Source organism: Lactiplantibacillus garii (assembly GCF_003885105.1).
In the GTDB taxonomy this organism is placed as follows: domain Bacteria; phylum Bacillota; class Bacilli; order Lactobacillales; family Lactobacillaceae; genus Lactiplantibacillus; species Lactiplantibacillus garii.
In genome coordinates, this window is record NZ_QWZQ01000034.1 from 1 (window position 1) to 23,821 (window position 23,821).

General features: G+C 50.7%; 27 protein-coding genes. 11 read left to right on the forward strand and 16 right to left on the reverse strand.

The features are described from left to right. Nucleotides 1–125: 125 nt before the first annotated feature. The 3 genes from D1831_RS09825 to D1831_RS09835 form a co-directional block, all read right to left on the reverse strand. Nucleotides 126–998 (reverse strand): aldo/keto reductase, encoded by an 873-nt coding sequence (locus D1831_RS09825; protein ID WP_125072768.1) that lies wholly within the window; start codon nucleotides 996–998, stop codon nucleotides 126–128. 157 nt (nucleotides 999–1,155) lie between these two features. Beyond that, entirely contained in the window at nucleotides 1,156–2,943 is a 1,788-nt protein-coding gene (gene lepA, locus D1831_RS09830) for a translation elongation factor 4 (RefSeq protein WP_125072769.1), read from the reverse strand. Then, complete coding sequence (locus D1831_RS09835) at nucleotides 2,939–3,601, reverse strand: TetR/AcrR family transcriptional regulator (RefSeq protein ID WP_125072770.1); 663 nt, start codon at nucleotides 3,599–3,601, stop codon at nucleotides 2,939–2,941. Before D1831_RS09835 ends, lepA begins: the two co-directional genes overlap by 5 nt. Before the next feature lie 378 nt (nucleotides 3,602–3,979). Here D1831_RS09835 and D1831_RS09840 point away from each other — a divergent pair, with 378 nt between their 5' ends. Beyond that, complete coding sequence (locus tag D1831_RS09840) at nucleotides 3,980–5,239, forward strand: RNA-guided endonuclease InsQ/TnpB family protein (RefSeq protein WP_125072771.1); 1,260 nt, start codon at nucleotides 3,980–3,982, stop codon at nucleotides 5,237–5,239. 372 nt (nucleotides 5,240–5,611) lie between these two features. Next, entirely contained in the window at nucleotides 5,612–6,883 is a 1,272-nt protein-coding gene (locus tag D1831_RS09845; protein WP_125072772.1) for a replication-associated recombination protein A, read from the forward strand. A 90-nt stretch (nucleotides 6,884–6,973) separates the two neighbouring features. Here the strand turns inward: D1831_RS09845 and D1831_RS09850 are convergent, their stop codons facing one another. After that, nucleotides 6,974–7,660: a YjjG family noncanonical pyrimidine nucleotidase gene (locus tag D1831_RS09850; protein ID WP_158610658.1), complete on the reverse strand. Its 687-nt coding sequence runs from the start codon at nucleotides 7,658–7,660 to the stop codon at nucleotides 6,974–6,976. Nucleotides 7,661–7,781: 121 nt separating this feature from the next. After that, the gene (locus tag D1831_RS09855) at nucleotides 7,782–8,357 is read right to left on the reverse strand and encodes a YdeI/OmpD-associated family protein (protein WP_125072774.1); all 576 of its coding nucleotides are present in this window, start codon (nucleotides 8,355–8,357) and stop codon (nucleotides 7,782–7,784) included. A 137-nt stretch (nucleotides 8,358–8,494) separates the two neighbouring features. Between D1831_RS09855 and D1831_RS14845 the strand changes: the two genes are divergently transcribed. Together D1831_RS14845 and relB are read left to right on the forward strand one after the other, a co-directional pair. Further along, nucleotides 8,495–8,617 (forward strand): hypothetical protein, encoded by a 123-nt coding sequence (locus tag D1831_RS14845; protein ID WP_263853684.1) that lies wholly within the window; start codon nucleotides 8,495–8,497, stop codon nucleotides 8,615–8,617. A 110-nt stretch (nucleotides 8,618–8,727) separates the two neighbouring features. Further along, nucleotides 8,728–8,964, forward strand: a complete 237-nt coding sequence (relB, locus tag D1831_RS09860; protein ID WP_125072775.1) for a type II toxin-antitoxin system RelB family antitoxin — start codon at nucleotides 8,728–8,730, stop codon at nucleotides 8,962–8,964. Between the two features lie 137 nt (nucleotides 8,965–9,101). Here the strand turns inward: relB and D1831_RS09865 are convergent, their stop codons facing one another. From D1831_RS09865 to D1831_RS09880, 4 genes are all read right to left on the reverse strand, one after another. Next, complete coding sequence (locus D1831_RS09865) at nucleotides 9,102–10,517, reverse strand: NAD-dependent succinate-semialdehyde dehydrogenase (protein ID WP_125072776.1); 1,416 nt, start codon at nucleotides 10,515–10,517, stop codon at nucleotides 9,102–9,104. 470 nt (nucleotides 10,518–10,987) lie between these two features. Beyond that, nucleotides 10,988–11,998: an alpha/beta hydrolase gene (locus tag D1831_RS09870; protein WP_125072777.1), complete on the reverse strand. Its 1,011-nt coding sequence runs from the start codon at nucleotides 11,996–11,998 to the stop codon at nucleotides 10,988–10,990. An 88-nt stretch (nucleotides 11,999–12,086) separates the two neighbouring features. Beyond that, nucleotides 12,087–12,815: an SDR family oxidoreductase gene (locus D1831_RS09875; RefSeq protein WP_125072778.1), complete on the reverse strand. Its 729-nt coding sequence runs from the start codon at nucleotides 12,813–12,815 to the stop codon at nucleotides 12,087–12,089. Further along, entirely contained in the window at nucleotides 12,805–13,050 is a 246-nt protein-coding gene (locus D1831_RS09880; protein ID WP_125072779.1) for a hypothetical protein, read from the reverse strand. The genes D1831_RS09875 and D1831_RS09880 overlap by 11 nt, the downstream gene beginning before the upstream one ends. 114 nt (nucleotides 13,051–13,164) lie before the next feature. On the opposite strand from D1831_RS09880, the gene D1831_RS09885 reads away from it, so the two are divergent. Then, entirely contained in the window at nucleotides 13,165–14,034 is an 870-nt protein-coding gene (locus D1831_RS09885; protein ID WP_125072780.1) for a LysR family transcriptional regulator, read from the forward strand. An 83-nt stretch (nucleotides 14,035–14,117) separates the two neighbouring features. On the opposite strand, the gene D1831_RS09890 is transcribed toward D1831_RS09885, so the two are convergent. From D1831_RS09890 to D1831_RS09910, 5 genes are read right to left on the reverse strand one after another with little or no spacing between them, the layout of a single operon-like run. Then, complete coding sequence (locus D1831_RS09890) at nucleotides 14,118–14,642, reverse strand: sugar O-acetyltransferase (protein WP_125072781.1); 525 nt, start codon at nucleotides 14,640–14,642, stop codon at nucleotides 14,118–14,120. A gap of 34 nt (nucleotides 14,643–14,676) precedes the next feature. Beyond that, nucleotides 14,677–15,330: a flavodoxin gene (locus D1831_RS09895; RefSeq protein WP_125072782.1), complete on the reverse strand. Its 654-nt coding sequence runs from the start codon at nucleotides 15,328–15,330 to the stop codon at nucleotides 14,677–14,679. Nucleotides 15,331–15,359: 29 nt separating this feature from the next. After that, the gene (locus D1831_RS09900; protein WP_125072783.1) at nucleotides 15,360–16,001 is read right to left on the reverse strand and encodes an NAD(P)H-binding protein; all 642 of its coding nucleotides are present in this window, start codon (nucleotides 15,999–16,001) and stop codon (nucleotides 15,360–15,362) included. Between the two features lie 14 nt (nucleotides 16,002–16,015). Continuing rightward, nucleotides 16,016–16,396, reverse strand: a complete 381-nt coding sequence (locus D1831_RS09905) for a DUF2255 family protein (RefSeq protein WP_225422845.1) — start codon at nucleotides 16,394–16,396, stop codon at nucleotides 16,016–16,018. Nucleotides 16,397–16,430: 34 nt separating this feature from the next. Next, nucleotides 16,431–17,174, reverse strand: coding sequence for an SDR family oxidoreductase (locus D1831_RS09910; RefSeq protein ID WP_125072785.1), 744 nt, complete (start codon nucleotides 17,172–17,174; stop codon nucleotides 16,431–16,433). Between the two features lie 171 nt (nucleotides 17,175–17,345). Here D1831_RS09910 and D1831_RS09915 point away from each other — a divergent pair, with 171 nt between their 5' ends. The 5 genes from D1831_RS09915 (at nucleotide 17,346) to D1831_RS09935 (ending at nucleotide 20,813) form a co-directional block, all read left to right on the forward strand. Then, nucleotides 17,346–18,236, forward strand: coding sequence for a LysR family transcriptional regulator (locus tag D1831_RS09915; RefSeq protein WP_125072786.1), 891 nt, complete (start codon nucleotides 17,346–17,348; stop codon nucleotides 18,234–18,236). 212 nt (nucleotides 18,237–18,448) lie between these two features. Beyond that, nucleotides 18,449–18,931: a cyclophilin-like fold protein gene (locus D1831_RS09920; protein WP_158610659.1), complete on the forward strand. Its 483-nt coding sequence runs from the start codon at nucleotides 18,449–18,451 to the stop codon at nucleotides 18,929–18,931. Then, the gene (locus D1831_RS09925) at nucleotides 18,921–19,430 is read left to right on the forward strand and encodes an alpha/beta hydrolase (RefSeq protein WP_125072788.1); all 510 of its coding nucleotides are present in this window, start codon (nucleotides 18,921–18,923) and stop codon (nucleotides 19,428–19,430) included. Before D1831_RS09920 ends, D1831_RS09925 begins: the two co-directional genes overlap by 11 nt. 41 nt (nucleotides 19,431–19,471) lie before the next feature. Next, on the forward strand, nucleotides 19,472–19,834 hold the full coding sequence (locus tag D1831_RS09930; RefSeq protein WP_125072789.1) for an alpha/beta fold hydrolase: 363 nt from the start codon (nucleotides 19,472–19,474) through the stop codon (nucleotides 19,832–19,834). 4 nt (nucleotides 19,835–19,838) lie between these two features. Next, a complete protein-coding gene (locus D1831_RS09935; protein WP_225422847.1) occupies nucleotides 19,839–20,813 on the forward strand; it encodes an alpha/beta hydrolase in 975 nt (324 codons plus the stop codon). Between the two features lie 89 nt (nucleotides 20,814–20,902). Here D1831_RS09935 and D1831_RS09940 read toward each other — a convergent pair whose 3' ends face one another. Continuing rightward, nucleotides 20,903–21,502 (reverse strand): GNAT family N-acetyltransferase, encoded by a 600-nt coding sequence (locus tag D1831_RS09940; RefSeq protein ID WP_404819897.1) that lies wholly within the window; start codon nucleotides 21,500–21,502, stop codon nucleotides 20,903–20,905. Between the two features lie 334 nt (nucleotides 21,503–21,836). Between D1831_RS09940 and D1831_RS09945 the strand changes: the two genes are divergently transcribed. Further along, nucleotides 21,837–22,412, forward strand: coding sequence for an NADPH-dependent F420 reductase (locus D1831_RS09945; protein ID WP_125072790.1), 576 nt, complete (start codon nucleotides 21,837–21,839; stop codon nucleotides 22,410–22,412). A 122-nt stretch (nucleotides 22,413–22,534) separates the two neighbouring features. Here the strand turns inward: D1831_RS09945 and D1831_RS09950 are convergent, their stop codons facing one another. Then, entirely contained in the window at nucleotides 22,535–23,671 is a 1,137-nt protein-coding gene (locus D1831_RS09950) for a GGDEF domain-containing protein (protein ID WP_125072791.1), read from the reverse strand. Nucleotides 23,672–23,821 lie beyond the last annotated feature (150 nt).

Below are 23,821 nucleotides of genomic sequence, written 5' to 3' on the forward strand. Positions count from 1 at the left end.
ACTATATTTAAAACGCAATTAAACGGCAGAGAAACTTATCAATAACGGACGTAAAAATTCCCCGGACGCCGCGCCCGGAGAATTTTTACCTACTAATTAATTATCGAAAACGCCGCGTTTGACGGTTACAGTTTACCCCCAAAGACCGGGAAGACGCTGGCATCGCCGTAGTCCATTCCGTTAATGGCCTTTAAAGTCTGCATGTCGGCATCACTGATCACAAAGTCGATGTCGGCGTTGGCCGCCATGTGTTCCGGATTGGCGGACTTCGGTAAAACGATCGTGTTTAGTTGCCAGTCGTAACGGATGCACAACTGCGGCACGCTGACTTGGTACTTTGCCGCCATCGCTTTGATGCGTTGATCCCGCATAGCGGCCCCGTGGGCGACCGGCGAGAAGGCTTCCACGGCGATCCCCTGCGCCTGCGAGTAGTCGATGATTGCGGTGGGCGTTTCACCGATGTGAATTTGGACTTGGTTAACCGCCGGTTTGGTGGCACTGTTTTGGATCAGGTTATCAAGATCGGCCTGGTTAAAACTAGAGACCCCGATGGTTTTGAGTTTGCCGGCTTTAACGGCGTCTTCCATCGCGCGCCAGGTCTCCAAGTTGCCTTCAAAGTGGCGATCCGTACTTTGGTTGACTTCCTTCCACGGCTGCGGGTTGTGGATGATCATCATGTCCAAATAATCCAGCTGCATTTTTGCCAAGGTCTCGTCGATCGACTGCTTGGCCTGGTCGTAATCCTTGATTTCAGCGGCCACTTTGGAATTGACGAACAACTGATCCCGCGGAACGCCCGCGTTGCGGACCCCCTCACCGACGCCCCGTTCGTTGCCGTAAGCCTGCGCCGTATCAATGTGGCGGTAACCGATTTTGACCGCGCTTTGAACGGCGGCGGCCACTTGGTCATCGGGAATCTCCCACACCCCTAACGCCATTTGGGGAATGGTTAGACCGTTATTCAACTTGATGGTGGCGTTTAAAATTTGATTTGACATGTTTCAACCTACCTTCAATTAGTTTTAAATCAGTTTGTTAATTTAATTATATGATGATAGTGATGAAAGCGCTAAAAATTGAACTTGGTCAGGATGAACGGCGGACTTATTTGAAAGTTAACCGGCCTAGGCTATTTTCAGCCGTTCTACCAGCGCCTTAAAGTTCCAAAATCGCGTTAAAGACGCTTTGGGGCAGCTTGATTGCGTTTTTGGCCGCTTGCCTTTTATTGATACTTTGGCGTCGTAACAGTGCCGCTTTTTTAGAAATACTGTGGGCGTCGCCATTCACGGCGGCGTTTTTTCTTAACGGTGGAACGTCGACGCGCGCAACCGCCTTCCCCTCAACCACTGCTTGGACGGGCGTCGGGTAAAGCTGGCGGGGAACGGTCCGTTTGAGCTGGTGGACCAGGGCCTGCGTCATCGCACTGACATCGCTGCGGTGCACGATGAACGCCAACGCGTCGACCGCGGTATAGTTCATGTCAACCTCGACTTTGACTAAGTCACCGACCTCGTAGTCTAAAAATTCCGTGCTCAAACTCGCAAACCCGTGCGAAACGGATTTTAATTCGGAGAAAAAGTGGTACGCAATTTCCGATAACGGGATCTTAATGATAATGACAACTAGGTCGTTATCATTTTTCATATCTAACAACTCGCCCTTATGGCCATCAACTAACTTAAGCACCGCGCTTAAACTATCACTGGGCATCGTAATTTCCGCTTTCACGAAGGGTTCCTGCACTTCTTCGATCAAACTAAAGGCCGGAAACTGCACCGGGTTTTGGATCAGCAGCCGCTGACCATTCTTTAATAAAACCTGGTAAGTCACGGTCGGTGCGGTCGTTAAAACGTCCAGGCCAAATTCCGCTTTTAACCGCTCCCGAATGATTTGTAAATGAAAGGCGCCTAAAAAGCCGCACCGAAAGCCCATCCCTAACGCCTCGGAGCGCTCCTCGGTATACGAAAACGACGTATCGTTGAGACTTAATTTTAAGATGGCACTTTTTAACGTCTCGTAATCGTTATCTTTCGGGAAGAGTCCCGCAAAGACTACCGGCTGCGCGGGCGAATAGCCGGTCACCGCGGCTGCGGTCGGCTGACTTTTTAACGTGAGGGTCTCCCCCACGCGAACCGCCCGCGGGTCCTTTAAGCCCGTGACCACGTAACCAACTTCACCGGTCCGTAACGCTTTTTCGGGCTGCATGTTGGGGTCAAACGTTCCGAGTGCTTTTAACTTGAACGCCTCACCAGTCTGCATCAGCCGCAAGTCGTCATTTTGGTGGACGTGGCCGTCTATCAAACGCACGTACGCAATGATTCCCTGATAAGCATCGTACAGCGAATCAAAAACCAGGGCCTTCAGTGGTTGATCCGGGTGACCCTGAGGCGCGGGAATCCGCTCATGGATGGCTTCCAACACTTCGTGGACGCCTAACCCGGTCTTAGCCGAGATCAGTAGCGTCCGCGCCTTGGTAAACGTCGCGTCCAAAGTTTCAAGCTGTTCCTGGGTTCGTTGAACCTCCGTCGAACCGATATCGACCTTATTAATGACCGGAATAATGCTTAAATGATGACGTTTGGCGATCCGGTAATTCGCGATCGTTTGGGCCTGAACCCCCTGGGTCGCATCGACTAATAGAATCGCGCCCTCGGTGGCGGCCAGGCTTTTGGAGACTTCGTACGTAAAGTCCACGTGGCCCGGCGTATCGATTAAATTATATTCATATTCCTGACCATCATCCGCGTGGTAATAATTACGCACCGTGCGGGCCTTTACGGTGACCCCGTGGGCTTTTTCAACGTTCATGTCATCCAGTAGTTGCGCGTGCTGTTCACGCTGACTGACGGTTTGGGTGGCTTCCATGATCCGATCCGCTAACGTCGACTTACCGTGGTCAATGTGGGCGATGATCGCAAAATTTCGAATTCGTGTTTGATTAATGATGCTTCAGCTCCTTTAAATAGGCCTTCAAGTAAAATTGCATTTGGGTTTGGGCTTCGGGGACCAAGTCAATTTCAAAATCGGGGTAATCGACCTTGAGCTCCGTGTGGTTAAACCGCGTGAGGGACGCCATGTTCATCAAACCGCTAATAATGCCACTTTGGATGATGAACAGGTGGCTAAATTGGCTCTGACTCAATAGGCCGTTCGTTTTTTCAACCAGTTCCTGGCCGACCCGTTTACTGATGGCGTATAACTCGTTGCGCTTGCTAACGGTCTCTTCCATGTTCGCCTTCCCCTCTAAAATCGGTCCCCGAATCGTATTCAAGCGGACTAGTACGGCGTGCTCTTTGATCAGGTTGGCCGTTTGCGCAACCATCCAATCAACGTAGGCGGCTGCCGACATTGCTGGATAGTCCGCTAGTTGGACGAGCAGGTCGGCAAAGAACCGCTGGTAGTTTTCCAGCAGGACACTCATAAAGAGGTCCTCCTTAGTGGCGAAGTAGTGAAAAGGCGTGCCCTTAGAAGTGCCGACCGTCTCGGCGATTTGTTTCATCGTGATTTCTGAGTAGCTGTGTCTTTTAAACAGCTGCACGGCCGCGTCCATGATTGACTGCCGTTTCGCATCCTTTTGATCAGTTGTATATTGATTCGCCATAACGTTCACGCTCACTTTCAAAATTGACCCGTGGTTAACATGCTGATCAGCATACTTCAAAATTGACCGTCAGTCAACTTTGAAGCGGACTGGTTTTAACCGAGATGCAAAAAACAGAGTGTGCCAAAAGTCGGTTAGCTGGTGAGCATTAACGGCGTATGGCGAATAATCCTGGGTTTGGATTGTTTGACATACGTGGTTAAGCGGAGCCCGCTGACTTTTGGCGCACGTTTCGACAATAATTGTTCGGAGATAAAAACGGGGCTGTGACTTTTGTCACAGCCCCTTGAATGCACATCATCCTCGAAATGGAGTTGTTTTTGATAGAACTAGCGTTCCCGTTGGCGATATAATATAGCTTGCAAGGTGGTGTTATCCATGGGTCAAACTATGGCACAATTACCGTACCATTACGGAGTTAAAGTTCGCATTTTCCCATCCAGTCGACAAAAGCAGCTTATCAAAAAGAATAGTGACGCCAGCCGCTTTATTTATAACGCCATGAACGGGATGAACCGCGAGCTGTACGAATTACGGCAAGTTAAATTACTAATTTCGTTAGTGTTACAACGGATCAAGACCCTCGAAGATCGGTTGAAACGACCGTCAACTGGCATTTCAAATCTTCACGGCTGGCTGAATGACCCCGACTTGGATAGTCTGATGAAAGCCAATGCGATTAAGAACTACCGCGCGGCATGGAAACTGTTCCGACAAGTGCACCATGCCGGAACACCGGTCTTTCACAAGAAACGAATTGCACAAAAATATCAAACGTCAGCGCAATACGCCGCCCAAATCAGCCAACCAAGCCTATACAACGGGTCAGTGCGGTTACTCGATAAGCACTTTGTACGGTTGCCGAAACTTGGTAAGTTACGTTTCAAGGGCTGGCCTAGTCGCCTACTGACCAGTGACACCGCTATTAGAATTGGCACGACTACCGTTAGCATGGACGCTACGGGCCGTTATTACCTTTCCATGCAACTCGGCGCTGAGCAGCCGTTTGTTAAGCAGTTGCCAGCAACCAAATCAGCACTGGGCATTGACCTTAATACTGAGAACTTCTTGACGGACTCACAGGGAAACGTTGTTGCCAATCCCCGCTATTACCGGTCGATTAAAGGCCGGTTAGCTAAGGCACAACGGAAGCTTTCCCGGCGGGCACGGCGCGCCAAACGGGAACATCGGTCTTTACGGTCGGCGGCTAACTATCAGCGCCAACGAGTGTTAGTAGCGAACCTCCAACGCCGTGTTGCTAATCAACGTAAAAACTTTCTGCACGGCCTTTCCACAACCTTGATCAAAAACCACGAACTAGTTGTGGCCGAAGAACTGCGCAGTCGAAATCTACTGAAAAATCACGCCCTCGCAATGAGCATTGCGGATGTGGGCTGGCGGACGTTCCTAAGTATGTTGAGCTATAAGGCTGATCTATACGGGCGCCGGTTCGTCGCAGTCAATCCGCGTAACACCACGCAAACTTGCCATGCCTGCGGGTTTATCATGGGGACGGCTAACACGGCTAAATTAACGTTACGTGACCGTGAATGGACGTGCCCGCACTGTGGTACGCACCATGTCCGTGACCATAACGCCGCACAAAATATTCTGGCAAAAGGCTTAGCAAGGGCCTAACTTGTTCGTCCGTCTGGCAACCTGCGGACGTTAAAGGCTTTGGTAATTAGCATGTAAGACCGATTTATCGGCAATCGCTGTATCTAAGCAAATTGTGGTCGTTACCCCGTTATGGGGAACTCTCACAAGCTTCCGACTTCAGTCGGGAGTGGTTGACTCCCTAAAATTATTCTAGCGGACGCTGGTGATGATTTTAATTTCACGGCCATCATTTATTAATTGCTAAATGACGATGTTTTAGCCTCATTGCGGTCATCGTGCGAAATGGCATTCGTTAATTTTACAATTAATTGGCCGACCTCATTCATCAACGTTTCTATGGCTTCGTGCTATGATAAGGTTACTTAGAAGCATTCAGAAAGGACCCTAACTTTGGCATTTCAAACACCCTTAGCCGACCAGCTGCGACCACAGTCACTTGATCAGATGGTGGGCCAGCCCGACCTGTTAACGCCCGGTCAGCCGCTGCGGCAGATCATCGATCAACACGTGAACATTCCCCTGATCTTCTGGGGGCCGCCGGGGACTGGTAAAACCAGTTTGGCCCGGATCATCGCGGCGCAAAACGACTACCCGTTCGTGGCCTTTAACGCTTCAATCGACAACAAGGCCAAGCTGACCGACGCCGTCGCAGGCTACCCGCACCAGTCGTTCGTGCTGCTGATCGACGAGATCCACCGCATGACCAAAACGTTGCAGGACTTCTTACTACCGCACTTAGAAAACGGCCACGTCATGCTGATCGGTTCGACGACCGAAAACCCAATCATGTCGATCGTGCCGGCGATCCGCTCGCGCTGTCAGATTTTCGAATTTCAGCCGCTGACCGAAGCGGACATCCAAACGACGCTGCAACGGGCGGTCACCGACGTGTACCAATTGGATACTGAGCAGATCGAACCGCAGGCCCTCGAATTGATCGCCGTGGCGGCCGACGGTGATCTGCGGGTCGCACTAAATATTTTAGAAACGTTACACGCCGTGGAGCCCCAAAAACTGACCGTCGCCGCCGTTCAGAACTTTGCCCGCCAGCAGCACTTTAGTTACGACCGCAAAGCCACCAAACACTACGACTACCTGTCCGCCTACTCGGATTCGATGGCCGGTTCGGACACCGACGCCGCATTGTACTACTTAGCGGTTCTCTTGAAAAATGACGACCTGCCCTCCGTCGTGCGGCGGTTGCGCGAGATCCCCTACACCTACATCGGCTTAGCCAACCCGCAGCAGGTCACCCAGATCGTGGTCGCCGCTAACCAGGCCGAAAAAGTCGGCATGCCCAAAGCCAAGTACCCGTTGATGTTTGCCACGATGCTGATGTGTATCTCGCCCAAGTCCGGGTCGTTTGACGAGACCTGGGAACAGCTGGACCAGGATAGTGAGCACCCCAACCAGCACCCGATGCCCAGCGAACTCCGCGATTCGCACTACCAGCACGCCAAGGAAATGACCGGCGGCGGGCTGACCCACAGTCCGTTTCAGAGTCCGCACCAGATTGCCCAACAAAACTACATGCCCAAGGGATTAGGTGGGCGCCAGTATTACCACCCTAAAGATAACCAAAATGAGCGTAAACTGGGTGAACAGTATTTCAAACTCCACCGTTTTATTTATGGTGAAGATTACCCCGAACAATCGGATTAATTTTCCGTTAATCCGTAAAGCTGAAATCGGACCACCATAGCAACATTCCATGGTGGTCCGATTTTTCATTTTATCAAACTTTCCAGCCCGTTAGTCCGCCAACAACGGCACTAACTGCTGCAAGTCATTAACTTCGTAGCGTGGTCGGTTGGTTGCTGGTTGCGCCGCGTGGTTGGGGTTAAACCAGACGCTATCCAGGTGAGCGGCCCGCGCGCCCTGAATGTCGGCGGTCAACGAATCGCCGATCACCAGCATGTTGGCCGGGTCGACCGTAGCGTACTTAGCCTTGACCGTTTGGAAAAAGCGCTGGTCCGGTTTACTGAAACCGACCTCTTCCGCCAAAAATAGCCGGTCAAAAAACTGGTCAATGTGCGCGTCACCCATTTGCCGGACTTGTTTGGCCCGGACTTCGTTAGACACGACTGCCAAGTGGTAGCGTTGCTTCAACTGCGTGAGCATCGTCCGCGCGTGGGGCATTAAGGTATGTTCCGCAAAGAAGCGTTGTTGAAATTGGCGTTCCAACGTCGGTCCGTCCGCTGCAATGTCGTAGTGGGCAAAATACTTGCTAAAGCGCGTGTTGATCAGCTCGTCGCGGGTCATTTCTTTGCGTTCCAAGCCGGCCCACATTTGTGCTTGCAGCCGGTGCCAGTAATTGATCTTATCGGCGTTAAAGGTAAATTCAAACGGTAATTGCATTTTACGTAACGCGTTTTCCGCGTTGGTGTTGGTATCAAATAAAGTTTGGTCTAAATCAAATAATAAAAGTTGGTAATTCACTAAAAAACCTCCGCTCCGTTTCCTAATCATCCCTGCTAGTATAACAAAAGCGTTTAGCAAAATTAACCAAACTCTCATAAAAATAATTATTAGCATAGCAAAACACTGCGCGGCCAGGTCCTCAATCGTGCAATAACCGGCCGTAATCGTTCCAGTCGCCAAACATTTTGTTCTGTTCCGATTGGTCGATCAGGCGGTTCAAACGGCGGTCAAAAACCGCGCGATCCTTACGTTTATCCCGCTGAATGCTATCGATGCGGACCCGCTGATATAGGACCGGAAAACGCGTAAAGTTTTGCCAAGCCCGCGGGTGCTGATCAAACGCCGTTTGGATCTCGGCGTCGATCACAAACCCGCTCGCGGACATGTCCGGCAAAATTTTTCGGCCAGCCGGCGTCATCAGCCCGAGGCGTTCGAGTCGGCGACAGCGTTCCTTATTCAGTTCCGACCACGGACTCTTTTTAGCCCGAGGCATAAATTTTTGCATATTGACCCCGTTGATCGATTTATGGATCGTATCGATCCAACCAAAACAGAGCCCCTCCTCGACCGCGTCCAAGTACCAAATCACGTCGGTCGGTCGTTTTTTCCCCTTCTTGGCCACGATCCAACATTCCGTGGCTTGATCGTGGTTAGCGACCAACCAGTCCCGAAACGCGGCGCGCGTCGTGACCGTTAAAATATTTTTTGGTTCCATTGCCTGACACCCCTGTTTCTAATTTTTATCTTTATTTTACAATAATTAATCCATCCGAACACCGTGATTCATCGGCCTGGACGTGGGTGATACCTTCCAAGCCTGCATCATGACCGTCCTGCCCCGGCCACCGCGCGATGGTCGTGTCGGGTCTGAATTGGCTCAACCTTGGTATTTTGGTCGTTTTAACGGCGCTCTTCTCGCTGGTCGTCATGGCCTTGAATCGCAAGATCCAAATGATCGACATGTTGGAGCCTTAAAGCCCGTGGATTAGGTACAGTTAAATCACTCAAACGCAAACTGGCAAGCGCAATTCAATGGCCTTAATACCGCCTTCATATTACAATGTAACCCATGGAGGTAAATGACTATGGCAACCATCAACATTAAAGTCAGTACCGCGGAAAAGAAATGGCTTCAACGGATGGCCAATTTTCACGGCATCAGTCTCTCGGAACTCATGAAAACGTACTCGCTGGATCAATTAGAAGACGAATACGACGCTCAGATTTATCAAACCGCCCATCAGAAATGGCTCGCGGATGGCAAACGGACCGTTTCCCTGCAAACCATGTTGGCGGAATTTGGCAACTCCAATCGGCACTAACCTACCAAACAGATTAGATCCGTCGTAAACAGGCGTGATTGTCATCGTTTCACATCAAAAAGGACCACTGGAGTTTAAACCCCCGGTGATCCTTTTTGCTAGCTGATCAAAGTGACCAGCGCTAAACACGAATTAATTTATTTAAAAACGGCTAACCCGCCGGCCGGGTTGTTCCAATCCGGTTCCTGCGCGGTAACCACTAGTTTTTCGTTCGTAAAGGCGGTCAGGCCAAGCTGGCTCATTTCACGACCGTAGCCGGAACCCTTGACCCCGCCAAATGGTAATTCTGGTAAGGAAACTAGGAACGAGTTCACGAAGACCATCCCGGTTTCAATCTTTTCGGCAACTGCGCGACCGTGCTGGGCGTCTTCGGAAACGACGATCCCACCCAATCCGAGTTCGGAGTCGTTCGCGAGTTTTACGGCTTCTTCATCGGAAGACACCTTAAAGACTTGGGCGACGGGGCCAAACATTTCGTCGTAAAATTCAGGGTTGTCCTTGTCAATGTCGGTTAGGATCGTTGGTTGGATAAATTGCCCCGGTAGATCAACCGGTTGGTTACCGTAGTAAACCTTAGCACCGCCGGCCACCGCCTTGTCAATTTGACCCTGTAACTTGTCCTTGGCCCGCTTGGAGTTCATCGGCGCGATCGTCGTCTTCGGGTCCATCGGGTCACCCGGTACCAACTTTTCAAAGCTGGCCTTTAACTTCTTCAAAAATTCGTCATACAAGTTATCGGCAACGATGAAGCGTTTGTCTGACGTGCAAACTTGACCGGCGTTGTAGATCCGCACCCGCCATGCTAAGTCGACCGCTTTATCAACGTCCGCGTCGGATAACACAACGAAGGCGTCCGAGCCGCCTAATTCCATCGAGTTTTTCTTCAAATTTTTACCGGCAACTTCCGCGACGGACTGACCGCCCCGTTTGGAACCGGTCAGCGCAACACCTTGAACCCGCGGGTCGGCAATGATGTTGGCCACCTGGTCGTAACTGGCAAACAGGTTCGTCAGTGAACCAGCCGGCGCGCCGGCATCCGTAACCACCTTTTCAAAAGCGGCCGCCGAGCCCGGCGTGTTGGAAGCGTGCTTTAAAATCATCGGGTTACCGACCATGAAGTTCGGCGCGAAGACCCGCATAATTTGGTAGTACGGGAAATTCCACGGTTCGACCATCATCAAAACGCCGGTCGCCTGGTGTAAAATTTCGGCGTCCCCGGTGTTACGACTGCTGATGGGCGTTGGTTTTAACATTTCGGCACCGTGTTCCGCGTAGTAGTCCGCGATGATGGCGCATAGTTCCACTTCACCCTGAGATTCCGCGTAAAGTTTCCCCATGTCGACCGTCGCGATCCGGGCTAATTCATCCTCGTTGGCCCGTAACAAATCAGCGATTTTGTGCAAGGTTGCGGCGCGGCTGGCAACGGGTTCGTCCCACCACTGGTTGTAAAGTCGGTCACCGGTCGCAATTGCCGTTTCAATTTCTTCGTTAGTTGCATCTGGATAAGCCTTAACTAGTTCATTTGTATATGGATTAACGGTTTTATAAGCCATCATCAATACCCCCTAGAATTATTCCGTGCTTTTACACAAGCGCTTACATGTTAATATAACCCCGTTTCACAATAAAAAAAAGACCCCACCTTTTGCTCAGTAAAACACTAAAAGGCAAGAATTGGGTCGCACCAATGTTTACAGCGGTCGCACTCGACTAAAAAATATTTTTCACCGGTCGCTCAACTAATTAAATAATTTGATTAATGGTAGCAGCACCGCTGATTACTTCAGAGCTAAATTATTCTTTAAATTGAAATCAATGGCAACACGTTTAAGTTTATGGTCACTAATTAATGATGACCTGTACAACCCTACTCTAGTGATTGACCTGCCCTTAATCATCGTGATATCAAAACCGGCCCACCAGTTCTAAAAGAATTGGTGGGCCGGTTTTGTCATTTAATGATTGATGATGCTAAAAACCTAAACTGCGGCTCAACTCACGGGTTGCCTGATCAAACGACCGCCTACTTTAAGTTGTCCTTGAAGAAGCTGGCAAACTTATCGAACGGAATCAAATTCATCTGATCGTAGAGGTCCGTGTGGGTCGCCCCCGGTACGATCACGAGTTCCTTAGGATCACGCAGCCGTTGGTAAGATTCTTCCGCCATGTAGCGCGAGTGCGCCTTTTCACCGGTAACAATCAACACTGGTCGTGGTGAAATGTCTTCAATGTGCGCCTGTAACGGGAAGTTATAGTAGCTCAACGGGGTCGTGGCGGTCCAGGCACTGGCCGAGTTGACGGAACGGGGATGGTAAGCGCGGCCCCGGTAATAGTTGAAAAATTCCGTGGTAACGGGGTCCGCGCCGGCTGGTAAGTCACCGTTAAACAACTTAGCGGCTTTGATTGGCCGGTTCTGATCGTCAAACGGTAATTCGTGTAACCCGGTCGCCGGCGTCCCCTTTTCAGCGTCTTCCCACCGTTGGTCCGCTAAGTACTGCTTTTCAATTTGGCGTTGTTCCGGGGTCTTGGAGTTATTGAGCCCCTTCCACATGGAATCGGACATGTCATACATTACGGACGTGGCAACGGCCTTGATCCGCACGTCCACCGACGCCGCGGTCAACACGTGACTGCCTAAACCGCAGATGCCCAAAGCCCCGATTCGGTCCCGGTCAACGAACTTTTGGAGGCCGATAAAATCAACGGCCGCCGAAAAGTCTTCGACAAAGAGATCCGGTGACGCCACGTTGCGCACCGCACCGGAACTTTCTCCGGTCGTGGACTGATCAAACGCTAAGGTGACGAAGCCGTGTTCTGCCAACGTTTGCGCGTACAAGCCACTCGATTGCTCCTTGACCGCACCGAACGGGCCGGAGATGACAATGGCAGCGTACTTTTGATCGTCGACAAAATTTAAGGGTAGGTATAAGTGCCCCGCCAGGTTAAAACCGTAGCGATTATTAAAACGGACGTTTTGAACGTCAATTGCGGGGTTGATTTTAAAAACCCGGGTGTCGTTTGCTAGTTTACTCATATAAGATTGCTCCGTTTCTCTTGGTTGATTTAACGGGGAAGCCCCGTTAGTGGTTAATTTGATTTGTTAATAAACGAAATTAGCGAGCTTAGACGGCCTGATCCGTCGGCCGAATGATCACTTCGTTGACGGCCACGTTATCCGGCTGGTTGATGGCAAAAGCCACGGCCTGCGCGATACTTTGCGGGTCGATCCCAATCGTTGCTTCGGTCTGGATCTCGGCTTGGCGGTGGGCCGGGTCCGGAATTGATTTATAAAGTTCCGTGTTGACCGAACCGGGTGAAATGAGGGTCGTTCGAATGTGGTTGACGTACTGTTCCTGCCGCAACCCTTCCATAATGGCACGCACCGCAAACTTCGACCCGTTGTACACGGCAAAGTTGGGAACAACAACGTGCCCGGCCACCGAGTCCGTGGCTAAAACGTGGCCGGACTTTTGTTGGACCATCACCGGTAACACCGCGGCGATCCCGTTTAACACGCCCATCACGTTAACGTCCAAAATGCGTTGCCATTCGTTGCGGGCACCCTTAACTAACGGGTTAACGGGCATGACCCCCGCGTTGTTGAACAGCACGTCCACCCGGCCGAACTTTTGAACGGCGAGTTGAACTAGGGCTTGGACGTCTTCAAACTTTGTGACATCGGTTTTTAACGTCAAGATCTGTTCGTCTGGAAATTCGGCTTTTAAGGCTTCCAACCGCTCCAACCGCCGGGCGCCGATCACCAGTTTGGCGTGTTGGCGCGCTAATACCCGTACTGATTCTGCGCCAATTCCACTGGAAGCGCCAGTAATGACAATTACTTTATGATCCATTATTTTTTAACACCTTTCTTTCCGCAGTTACCGGCCGATTAAGCTGGTAACGCAGGTAATCCAACTGCTCTAACTGTTCTTGACAATGATGAATTTGGTGGAGGACCCCAGCGCGCGTTTGATCTAAAGCGACGCGCTGCTGCTGAACACTCTGGGTCTGAAAAATTCTGATCCACCGTTCTGACAACTGTAGATCCGTTAAAATCGCGGCGACTTCAGCTTGATTTAGTTTCATCACGGAACCCCCTGACTACGTTAACTATCATATCGGCTTGGGTGTATAATGTTAAATGCTGATTAATTATTGTTTGCCATAACTTACATGCATTACAAAAGAGGTTGTTGAAGAATGGACTTACAACAATTGCAAAACTTTCTCATTATCGCCCAGGAAGAAAATATCACTCACGCGGCCGAATACCTGCACATTTCGCAACCGGCCCTTTCCCGCCAAGTTAAGGCCTTAGAAGCGGAATTTGGTAAACCGCTCCTCAACCGTGAAAACAAACGCGTAACGCTGACCAACGACGGACTGTTGCTCAGAAGGCGGGCCACTGAAATCATCAAACTCGTGAATAAAACCAATCACGAAATGTTAACCGACCACACCACCCTCGCCGGGGACGTTTTGTTGGGCGTCAGCGAAACCGACGCGATCCGTGACGTTGGTCACTACGTCCATCAATTAAATCAACGGGGCGCGCAACTAACGCTTAAGCTCCGTAACGGCGATAACGAAGCGGTCCTCAACATGGTCAATAACGGCCTGGTCGACCTCGGGCTTTACTTTGGTAAAATCGACCACCACGTTTTTAACGCCGTGGAATTTTCCGCACCGGACCACTTTGGGGTTTTAATGCCCCGCAACCATCCCCTGGCCCACAAGACAACGCTAACGCCCAACGACCTTCGCAACCAACCACTGATTCTTTACCAACCAGCCCTCGACGACCACTCCTTACAAGACTGGTTTCAACAGGACACCCGCGAATTAAACGTTACCGGGACCTTCGGCATGTACCTGAGTGCCAAGAAATTAGTTGAGAGCGGCTTAGGGATCGCCCTCGTTTTTGACGACCTCGTCGATTACCACGACACTGAGTTAGTTTGCCGGCCAATTACCCCGGCGATCACCGTCCGGCCGCACCTGATTTGGAAAAAATACCAATTGTTCTCCGGCCCCGCGCAAGCCCTACTAGATCTGATCCAAGCAACGTGAATATAAAACGACGCCCACCGAAGACTGACTGTTCTTCGTTAGGCGTCGTTTTTTATTGATGTGCGGCGGTCATAACCCGTCGCTTACGCTTCAAGTTCCCGGATCACCTTCGCCGGCACCCCGACCACGACGGTATTGGCGGGTACGTCCTTCGTGACGATCGCACCGGCACCGACCACCGCGTTTGCGCCCACGGTGACTCCCGGTAAGATGCGGGCATTCGCGCCGATCCAAGCGTTCCGTTTGACGTGCACCGGTTGCAATTCCAATTCGTGACGCTTCGCTGGCGCGACCGGGTGACCAACGCTTAGGAGACTCGCGCCGGGACCAATCAACACGTCATCGTCAATGTAGATGCCGCCCAGGTCGGAGAAGGTCACCCCGGTATTGATGAAAATATTTTTCCCGAGGTGGGTGTTAAACCCGTTATCGGTAAAAAATGGTAACCGGACTTCGTTAGAAGCATCAACCGGTTCGCCCATGATGGTGCTCAAAAGCTGACGAATTTCATCGTCCGTATGTTCCGCCGAATTTAACCGCTGGATCAACGGTTTAGTCTTAGCAATCAAGACTTTTTGTTCCGGTGTTAAAGTTGTTGATTTGATCATATCGACTCCCTCTGCTTTCAATTGCTTATTTTCTTTAATTATTGGTGAGGCCCACCGTTTGGACCCACTTTTTAACCAGGCTGGACGTGTCATCTAATTCGTCCGCCGTGATCGCCAACCCCTTACCAAACTGTGCGTGCTTGGCGTTGGCCTTGAGTTCCGTCAAACTGGAACCCAGGCCACTGCTGCCGCTCGTGGTAAATGGCAGGATCGTTTTACCCTTAAAAGTTGGGTAGGCGTTTAAAAACGTGTTGATGGCCATCGGGTTTTTATCCAGCCAAATTGGATATCCCAACACGATCGTCCGGTACGGTTTTAGATCGGGCAACTTCCCTGCTAACTTGGGACGCCGTTGCTGATCTTGTTCCTTCCGGGCAATTTTAAGCATCTTTTCGTATTTTTGCGGGTACTTTTCCCGGGTCTTCAGCTCGTAAAGATCCCCACCAACTTGGCGGTGGATTGCCCGTGCCACGGCCTTGGTGTGGCCGGTGTGCGACATGTAAACGACTAAGACCTTCCCACGCTTGTGCCGCGCTTGACTGGTTCGCTTTTCTGAACGCGTCGCCACGCCGCTGACACTTGGCTGATTGTGCTTGGGCGTAAACGTTCCGTTATTTCGTAACACCAGTAGGATGCCGATGATGATCAGCAATCCCATCCCCATTAACGTCAGTCCAATTTTTTTCATAGAACACCTTTCTTATTCGGGCGAGACCGTTACAACCAACTTGGCCGGTCACCAGCCGTATTCGGTTTATTTAAACCAACGCTGGCCCGCTGGTACTGGGTCGGGTCGTTCAGCACTTTGAAGGCAAAATCGGCAACACTCGCCCGTGAAACTTCGGTCCCCTTAAAGTCTTCGACCAAGTTAGTCGTTTCGTAGTCGACTTCAGCCTGATCCGTTAACCAGGCCGGGCGGATCTCCGTATAGTCAACGTCGGAAGCCGTTAACAACCGCGCCGCTTCCCGGAAACCGGGTAAAAAGGCGGCGATCGCCTGTTCGTTCCATTCGCCAAACTTACCGGGAACTTCGTGGTGGGCACCTAAGGCACTAATGAACAGCAGCCGGTGCTGAGCCGTCTGATGCATGGCCGTCAAAATACCCTTGGTCTGCGCCCCTAAGTCGGTCCCACCAACGTTGGAATAAACCAGGTCGGCGGATGCCATCGCCGCGGCCAAAGCGGCGGTATCCAGAACGTTACCATCCACTAAGGTGACGCGTGAATTATCTTGATACTGATTTAACCGCTGAGCATTTCTTAAAAACAGGATCAAGTCGTCGTCAGTTTCATCTAATAACCGTTGAATCAAAATTTTAGCGGTACCCCCGTTGGCACCAATGATCATCACTTTACTCATTTTCTTAACCTCACTTATTTAGGCAGCACTTGCATCGTGGTCCCCCGCGGACCGGCCTGAACCATTGCATTCAGGTACGGGCTACCGGCGTACTTTGCCCGGTAAGCCTGATCCACCAGGGTGTTCACGGTTTCATCGTGGAGCGCTTCAAAGCGGACCTCGTGATTAGCGCCGGCCAGAAAAATGCGTCCGCCACCCTGTTGCACGGCCGAACGGTGCCAGCGCGAACGCTGACCGTTCCAGGCCCGCACGTAGAGGCCGTCGTTGACCACGACCGACCAGATCCAGGTCGGGGTGCCGTACGTTTTACCATCACTATAAAAGGGCGAGATTTGAAAATCATCCGCCCCCGCGAATTGACTTAACTGTTCAGCCGACCAGCACGTTGCTTTCAACTCCAACACCCCCGTAGCAAACTTAGTTTCGTCATTACCATGGTTGATCCGTCGGGCCGACCGTGAACTCACTAACGTTGGTATCATCCGGTTGGTCGATGGCAAAGGCCACCACGTTGGCGATCCGGTCCGGGCCGATTTGGTACTGATCGTACAAGTCCTGCATCCCCTTAGCGGATTCGGGGTCGGTAATGGTTTCCAGCAACTCCGTGCGAATGGCCGCCGGGTAAATGGTGGCCGTGCGGATATGGCTATTTTCCTGCGCCGATTCCATCCGTAAAACTTCCATTAAATCACGCACCGCCCACTTCGTTGCGCCGTAGACCGCGCCACCGGGATAGGCCTTTAACCCGGCTACCGAAGAAGTGGCGATCACGTGACCGGAGCGCTGCCCCTTAAAGGTTGGCAACACGGCGGCGATTCCGTTTAAGACGCCCTTGATATTCACGTCCACCATTTGATTCCATTCGGTCGTCTTTAATTCGGACAACGGTGAACTCGGCATCAAACCGGCGTTTAAGAACATCACGTCGACCTTGCCAAACCGTTCCTTGGCCAGGGCGACTAAGGCTTCGTTATCCGCTGGCACCGTCACGTCGGTCACGCGGTACGTCGCTTCGCCGCCATTTTTTTCGATTTGATTGACAATGGTTTGTAACTTATCTTCACGACGAGCCCCCAGCACCAACTTGGCACCCTTACCAGCTAGTAGCAACGCGGTGGCCGCACCGATCCCGCTCGAAGCACCCGTAATAATCACAACTTTATCTTTAATCATTTTAAAATCTCCGTTTCGTTTGTTAGTAGGCGGCCCCGCCACCGTTTCAATTCAGTTAACCGGGCCGCTTGGACAAGTAACAGCATAAGGCTTGACAGTGGCCATGTCTAATGCTTATATTGAATTTAAAAGTATACGTAATTGTAATAATTAAGTGAAAGGATGGTTATGATGGAACTCCGCGTACTCCGCTATTTTCAGGCCGTGGTCACCGAATTAAACATTAGTCGGGCGGCCGAACGCCTGCACGTTTCCCAACCGACCATTTCCCGTCAGCTTAAAGATCTCGAGGAAGAACTCGGCGTTGCGCTCTTTACCCGCAACGGTCGTAACATCCAGTTAACGAGTAACGGCGAATACTTTGCTAACCAGGCCAACCAGATCCTGGCGTTAGCCGATAAAACGGTGGACAACCTGCACCGTGAACAGGAAGTGACGGGCTCGTTCGTAATCGGCTGCGCGGAATCCCGCAGTTTTTTAACCCTGGCGCAAGCCGTCCAAAAGTTACAGACGCGGTTTCCCAAAATTAAAGTGAACCTGATCAGTACTAACGCGGACGAGATCCGCACCCACCTCAAATCCGGCAACTTCGACTTTGGCGTTGTGATGGAACCCGCCGATAAGGGGGAGTTCAACTTTATGCACTTACCCGGGGAAAGTCGCTGGGGACTCTTGATGCCCCGCAACGCCCCCCTGGCTCAAAACGACCACGTTCAGTTAAGTGACCTGCAGGGGCAAAAAATCATTGTTTCCCGTCAGCGCGGTGTTCTAGACTTACTTAAAGAGTGGTACGGGGAAAGCACGCCGCAATTTGACGTCGTTGCGACCTATAACTTGCTATACAACGCCTCGCTATTAGTCACGGCCGGCGTCGGTTACGCGCTGTGCGTTGACGGGATTATTAACACCAACCAGTCCGATTTGATTTTTGTGCCACTGACCCCGCGCCGAACGACCGGTACCAGCCTCGTCTGGTACAAGGGCCAACGGTTATCCCCGGCCGCCGACGCGTTTCTTAAACAACTGACAACGGACCTTAAACCAAGCAATTCCACAGAATAAACCAAAAGCAGTGGCAATCTGGCCACTGTTTTTTCATAACACTTTTCATGGTTAACACGTCAGGCATAACTACCAGGCATTAATCACCATATCCAATAAGCATTGGACATAGTACGGTATTAAATATATTGTAAATGGCAGGTTATGACTGAGGAGGCGTTCATATTTTTAAAATTCAACGAAGTAAATTAATCTTGGGCCTTACCGGAATATTGACGGTATTACTCGCTGGTTGCACAGCGACGACCAGCCAGCACCCTACCAATCCCCAAAGCGTGCGGGCAACTTCAAAAGTGCAACCGACACCGGCCACGCACCGTCAAGCCATTAAAATTACGGTCAACGGGGTTCGTTTGACTGCACATTTAAATAATTCAAGTGCCGCGCGGGCCTTTGCGCAGGAACTGCCGGTCGACTTAACATTCCGAAATTTCATGGACATGCCGGAAAAAATTGCAGATTTGCACCACACACTACCCACCACCGGTATGCCGAGTGGTCACGCCGGCACCGCGGGGAGCATCGGTTACTGGTCCCCCGATAAACGAATCGTTTTCTATTGGGGTACCGAGGATTATTATGAAGGTATCCACATCATCGGTACTTTTGATCACCATGATTACAAAAAAGTCGTCCGCAAAATGGCGAAAAATACAACGGTAAAAATTGAGAAGGTCAATACAAATGAAAATTAAACTAAGACACTGGCTAATCATCAGCACAGTGCTATCCCTCGTCATGGTGGTTAGTGCGTGCGCTCATAAAAGTACCAAGTCATCCACGGGGCCGTCCTATCAAAAAAGTAATAAAGTAGTAACGGACAAATCACTCAATGATCAAGTCTTATCCGTCCGCCATAACAAAGAAAAGATCGTTGGCCACCTCTATACGGCTAAAACTAACGTCAAGCACCGTCCCATCGCCATCATTTCGCACGGGCTTGGTGGTAACTATCAAGAACTAGAAGCTTATGCCCGCCGGTTAGCTAAACGGGGCTACCTAGCGTACGCCTTCGATTTTCCCGGTGGTAGCACCAACGGTCAGAGTACCGGCTTAAAACAAACCCAGATGTCCATTTACACCGAAGAACAGTCCTTACTCGCCGTAATTACGGCTTTAAGAAGTCGAAAAGACGTTGATAAAAACAACGTCCTCTTAGTGGGTGGTAGTCAGGGGGCGTCGTATCCGCCCTGACCGCCTCACAACACCCGGCCTACATTCAAGGATTAGCTTTAATGTACCCGGCATTTTCCATCACCCACGACGCACAGGCCCGGTACCATTCGGTTAGTCAAATTCCCCAAGAATCCGATATTTTCGGCTTTTCAGTGGGTAAAGCCTACTACCAAAAGTTGCTGAATATTGATATTACGAAGATTGCGACCAAGTATCGCGGCCCGGTACTGATCGTCCACGGAACGAGTGACGACGTTGTACCAATCAAATACGTCGAACGAGCCGCCCACAACTTCCCGAACGCAACTTTTAAAAAGATCACGGGTGCCGGACACGGCTTTGAGGGGAGTGACCAACAACGAGCGTTACACTTACTTGATAATTTCGTTACTAAAACCCAAAGACACTCAGAAAGAGGTTAAAATAATGACAACTAATGACATGCGTGCCACCCGCGTCACGGCGGCTGACGAACACTACATTTTTAAACTCAACGCAAACGTGGTCCGTAAACACGTGTATTACCCAACCCGCTTCGGCGTTGAAATCGCGGCCGACCTTTATTACGCTAAGGACTTAGACTTGACAGCTAAGTCCCCGGCCCTGATCATCGGAGCACCGTTTGGCGGTGTCAAGGAACAGGGACCCGGCGTCTACGCAAACGTGCTCGCCCAACGCGGATTTATGGTCGTGACGTTTGACCCCGCTTACCACGGTTATTCTGGTGGTCAGCCCCGTTTTAGCGGTTCCCCCGATACTTACGTAGAAGATTTCTCAGCAGCGGTGGATTATTTAGGAACGCTCGCCTCGGTTGACCGCAACCGGATCGGCGTGCTGGGAATCTGTGCCTCCGGCGGGTTTGCATTAGCAGCCGCGGCTCAGGACGCCCGGATCAAAGCAGTCGCTACGGCGGTGATGTACGACATCCCCCACTTAGCTAACGCGGCTACGGGAACGGAGCGCAACCAACAATTAATTCAGTTAAGTAACTTGCGGTGGGAGCACTTAGATCAGGCTCCACTGAACTACCCGGAACACCCCGTTGATCAGTTTCCAACTGGATTAGATCCGATTTCGAAAGAATTTTTTAGTTTTTATGGTTTTAAACGGGGCTGGCATCAAAACGCGACCCGCAATATCACGGCCGTTTCCAATTTAAGCTTCATGAACTTTGAAGCTACGCAGCGCATTGGCGAGATCTCCCCCCGGCCCGTCTTAATGGTAACGAGTGAAGAGGCCCATTCGAAGGCTTTCACCGAAGCGACCTTCAAACGCCTCAACGAACCCAAAGAATTAGTCGTTGAACCCCACGGACAACACGTTGACTTTTACGACGACGTTAACGTGATCCCGTTTGATAAATTTGAACAATTCTTCAAGCAAAATTTAACGGGTAAATAACGGTTGACGATTCTGAAATAACCGTTACCCCACCCCAAAAAGCGGCGCCCCAATTCTTCTGAATTGCAGCGCCGCTTTTTTAAACTTATTTAGTTTTCAGCAGTCTCGTGTAGCGTGGCTTTACTGATAATTTCAAATTCTTCCTGGCTCGGTTGCCAGTGTTTGGGTAACGGCGGCAAGGTTGCATCGTAGGCGGCGGCCGCAGCCAGATCAATTTCCATGGCCCGACTTTCCGTGTACGTCCACGAGTGCCCTGCCAAAACGTGTGGCACCAACTGCTTAACCATCATGGCGGCTGGATAGCTGCCATCCGCGTTGGCAACTTGGTGTTTTAAACAGCTTTCAAAACCGCGACTGACGTAGTTACTGGGCATGCCAAAGATCACGATCGTGTCGTAACCCATTGCTCGGGCCAACGTAAACGACCGGTTTAATAACCGTTTACCGACCCCTTGGCGCTGGTATTCCGGCGCAACGCAGAGCGGCCCAAACGTTAAAATTGGTTTAACGTGGCCACGCTCATCCGTTAGCTGGGCCTTGGTATACATGACGTTACCGATCACCGTCCCGTTTAACTCGGCAACCAGGTCGAGTTCGAGGATAAAATCGGCGTGCTGGCGTAGGACCCGTACGAGGTAGTGTTCAATACAGCCGGGCACGTACAAGTTCCAAAAGGCACGCCGGGTCATCTGTTCCACCGCCAAATAGTCGGCGGGGCGTTCGTTGCGAATAGTAATAGTTTGTGCGTTGATCAATTTAAATTCCTCCTAAAAGTTAAGTGACGACTTCTGGAAGGTAACGATCCGTGAAACGTGACGAAACCTTCCGGCTAGGCCACACTCCCCGTGCTAATACGATTAGTCATAAGGCGACTCCTTTAATTTGATACCGTGATTGTACCATACTCAACCAATTAACGGCGACCTAGCACGCCATTTTAAAAGTGGTTCCCCTTGACTTTCTCACACTTTTGACTTACTTTTAATAAGTAAACTGATTTAACTTGAACGGAGGAATCGTATTATGGCAGCAATTACAATTTTTGGTAAGGGTAACATGGGACAAGCAATTGGCGGCAACTTTGAGGCGGCTGGCAACCAGGTCACGTACGTCGGCTCACACGACCAAGTGCCCGCTTTAGGCGCCATTATCGTATTGGCGGTGCCCTACGCCGCCGCGGTCAGCATCACTGAAAGTCACACGGACGAGTTCGCTGGTAAGGTCGTCGTTGACGTCACCAACCCGTTAAACTTTGATACTTGGGACGAACTGGTCGTCCCCGCGGACAGTTCCGCCGCTGCCATTTTAGCCGACAAGGCGCCCCAAGCGAAGGTCGTCAAGGCGTTTAACACCACCTTCGCCGGCACCCTCGCCGCTAAGCAAATTGGTAACGACCACCCAACCACGGTGCTAATGGCCGCCGACGATGCCGACGCTAAAAAAGCCTTAGCCGATGCTTTAGACGGCAGTGGTTTGGTCACGATGGACGCCGGTTCGTTAAAACGCGCCCGTGAAATGGAAGCCTTTGGTTTTCTCCAAATGACCTTAGCCGCCAGTGAACAGATCGGCTGGACCGGTGGTTTCGGTATTTTTAAATAAACTAGTTCTAATTTAAACGTACAAGCAGCGACCCCACCATGCTGGTCGTTGTTCTTATTTTTAAAAAGCGTCCCGTCAAACACCGGTAATTCGGAGTTTGACGGGACGTTTTTTACTGGGCCTCATTGGGCCGTCACTTGCATTCGGCCGTTGCGCTTAGATTGGTAAAGGTTGTGATCGACCCGGTTATAAAAAGCCGTGGCGGTCTGGTCATCTGACGACAAATTAGCGACCCCGACGGACACCGATAATTGAATCCGTTGGTCCTTCCAAGTGACCGTTAAGTGGTTCAACGCGTTAAACACCTGGTGCACGATCACCAGGCTAGCGTCCAGGTCGTATCCGGGAAAAATCACGTTAAACTCCTCGCCCCCGGTCCGGTACAGTTTGACCCGCGGGTCGTTGGCGGCCAGCACGAGCTGGGCCGTTTCGGTGACACTTTTGAGGACCTGGTCCCCCGCGAGGTGCCCGTACGTATCGTTGATTTTTTTAAAGTGGTCAATATCAAACATCATCATGGTCAGCTTCAACCCGTTTTGGGAACTATTGGCTACCTGATAATTAATGGCCGCCGTATAGGCCGCGTAGTTACCGGTATCCGTCAGCGCGTCCTCGTTCGCAAATTTTACCAACTGCTGTTTAAGCGCGGTGTTATCCGACAGCATGCTGGCGTAAACGTACAGTAACCCTTCAAAAATCACGAGGTAGAACCATTCCTGCCAAAACGTGAGCCAACTTAAATCAAATTTCAACTTCATCATCAGCCACAACATCCCGCCAAACACGGTGCTGTTAAGCATGTAAATGCTGAAGCGCGCCCGGACCGAGTATTTTTGCAACCGCGGACGCAGGATGCCTAACACCGTGAAAAACGTAATTAGGACGACGCCGTGGACCCAGGACTCCCAAGAACCCAGTGAACGGTTAAAAATCATGAACAGTAAGTCTAGCGGGTATAAGTAGTAGTATTTAACTTTTAAATTTAAAAAATAACCGCAAAACGTGACGGCGATCAACTGAAAATTCATGAAGATCCACGAATTACTTTTACCAACCAGGAAGGCCTGCATGGCAAACACGAACAGCAGCATGTACGCTAAGCCGTACCACGAGTTGACCTGCTCATCGTCAACCTTGACGTGGCGGGCGTGCAGGTGTTCCAACAACCAGTTCACGGAGACCCAGTACAACGTCAAAACGCCTAAAACAAAAAATACACTGGTAGTAAACGGTGCAATAATCCAGTTCGACCAGGTCATCACTTGGCCCCCTTTCCATCCGTATCGTTCATTTCAATTAACTTAATATCTCGTATAAGTATAGTCTTTTACGCGCTAAATATCGATATCGTTGGGGTGCTTTTTAACCTAAATTGATGAAATAACGTTATATTTTAATCATTTTTCTAG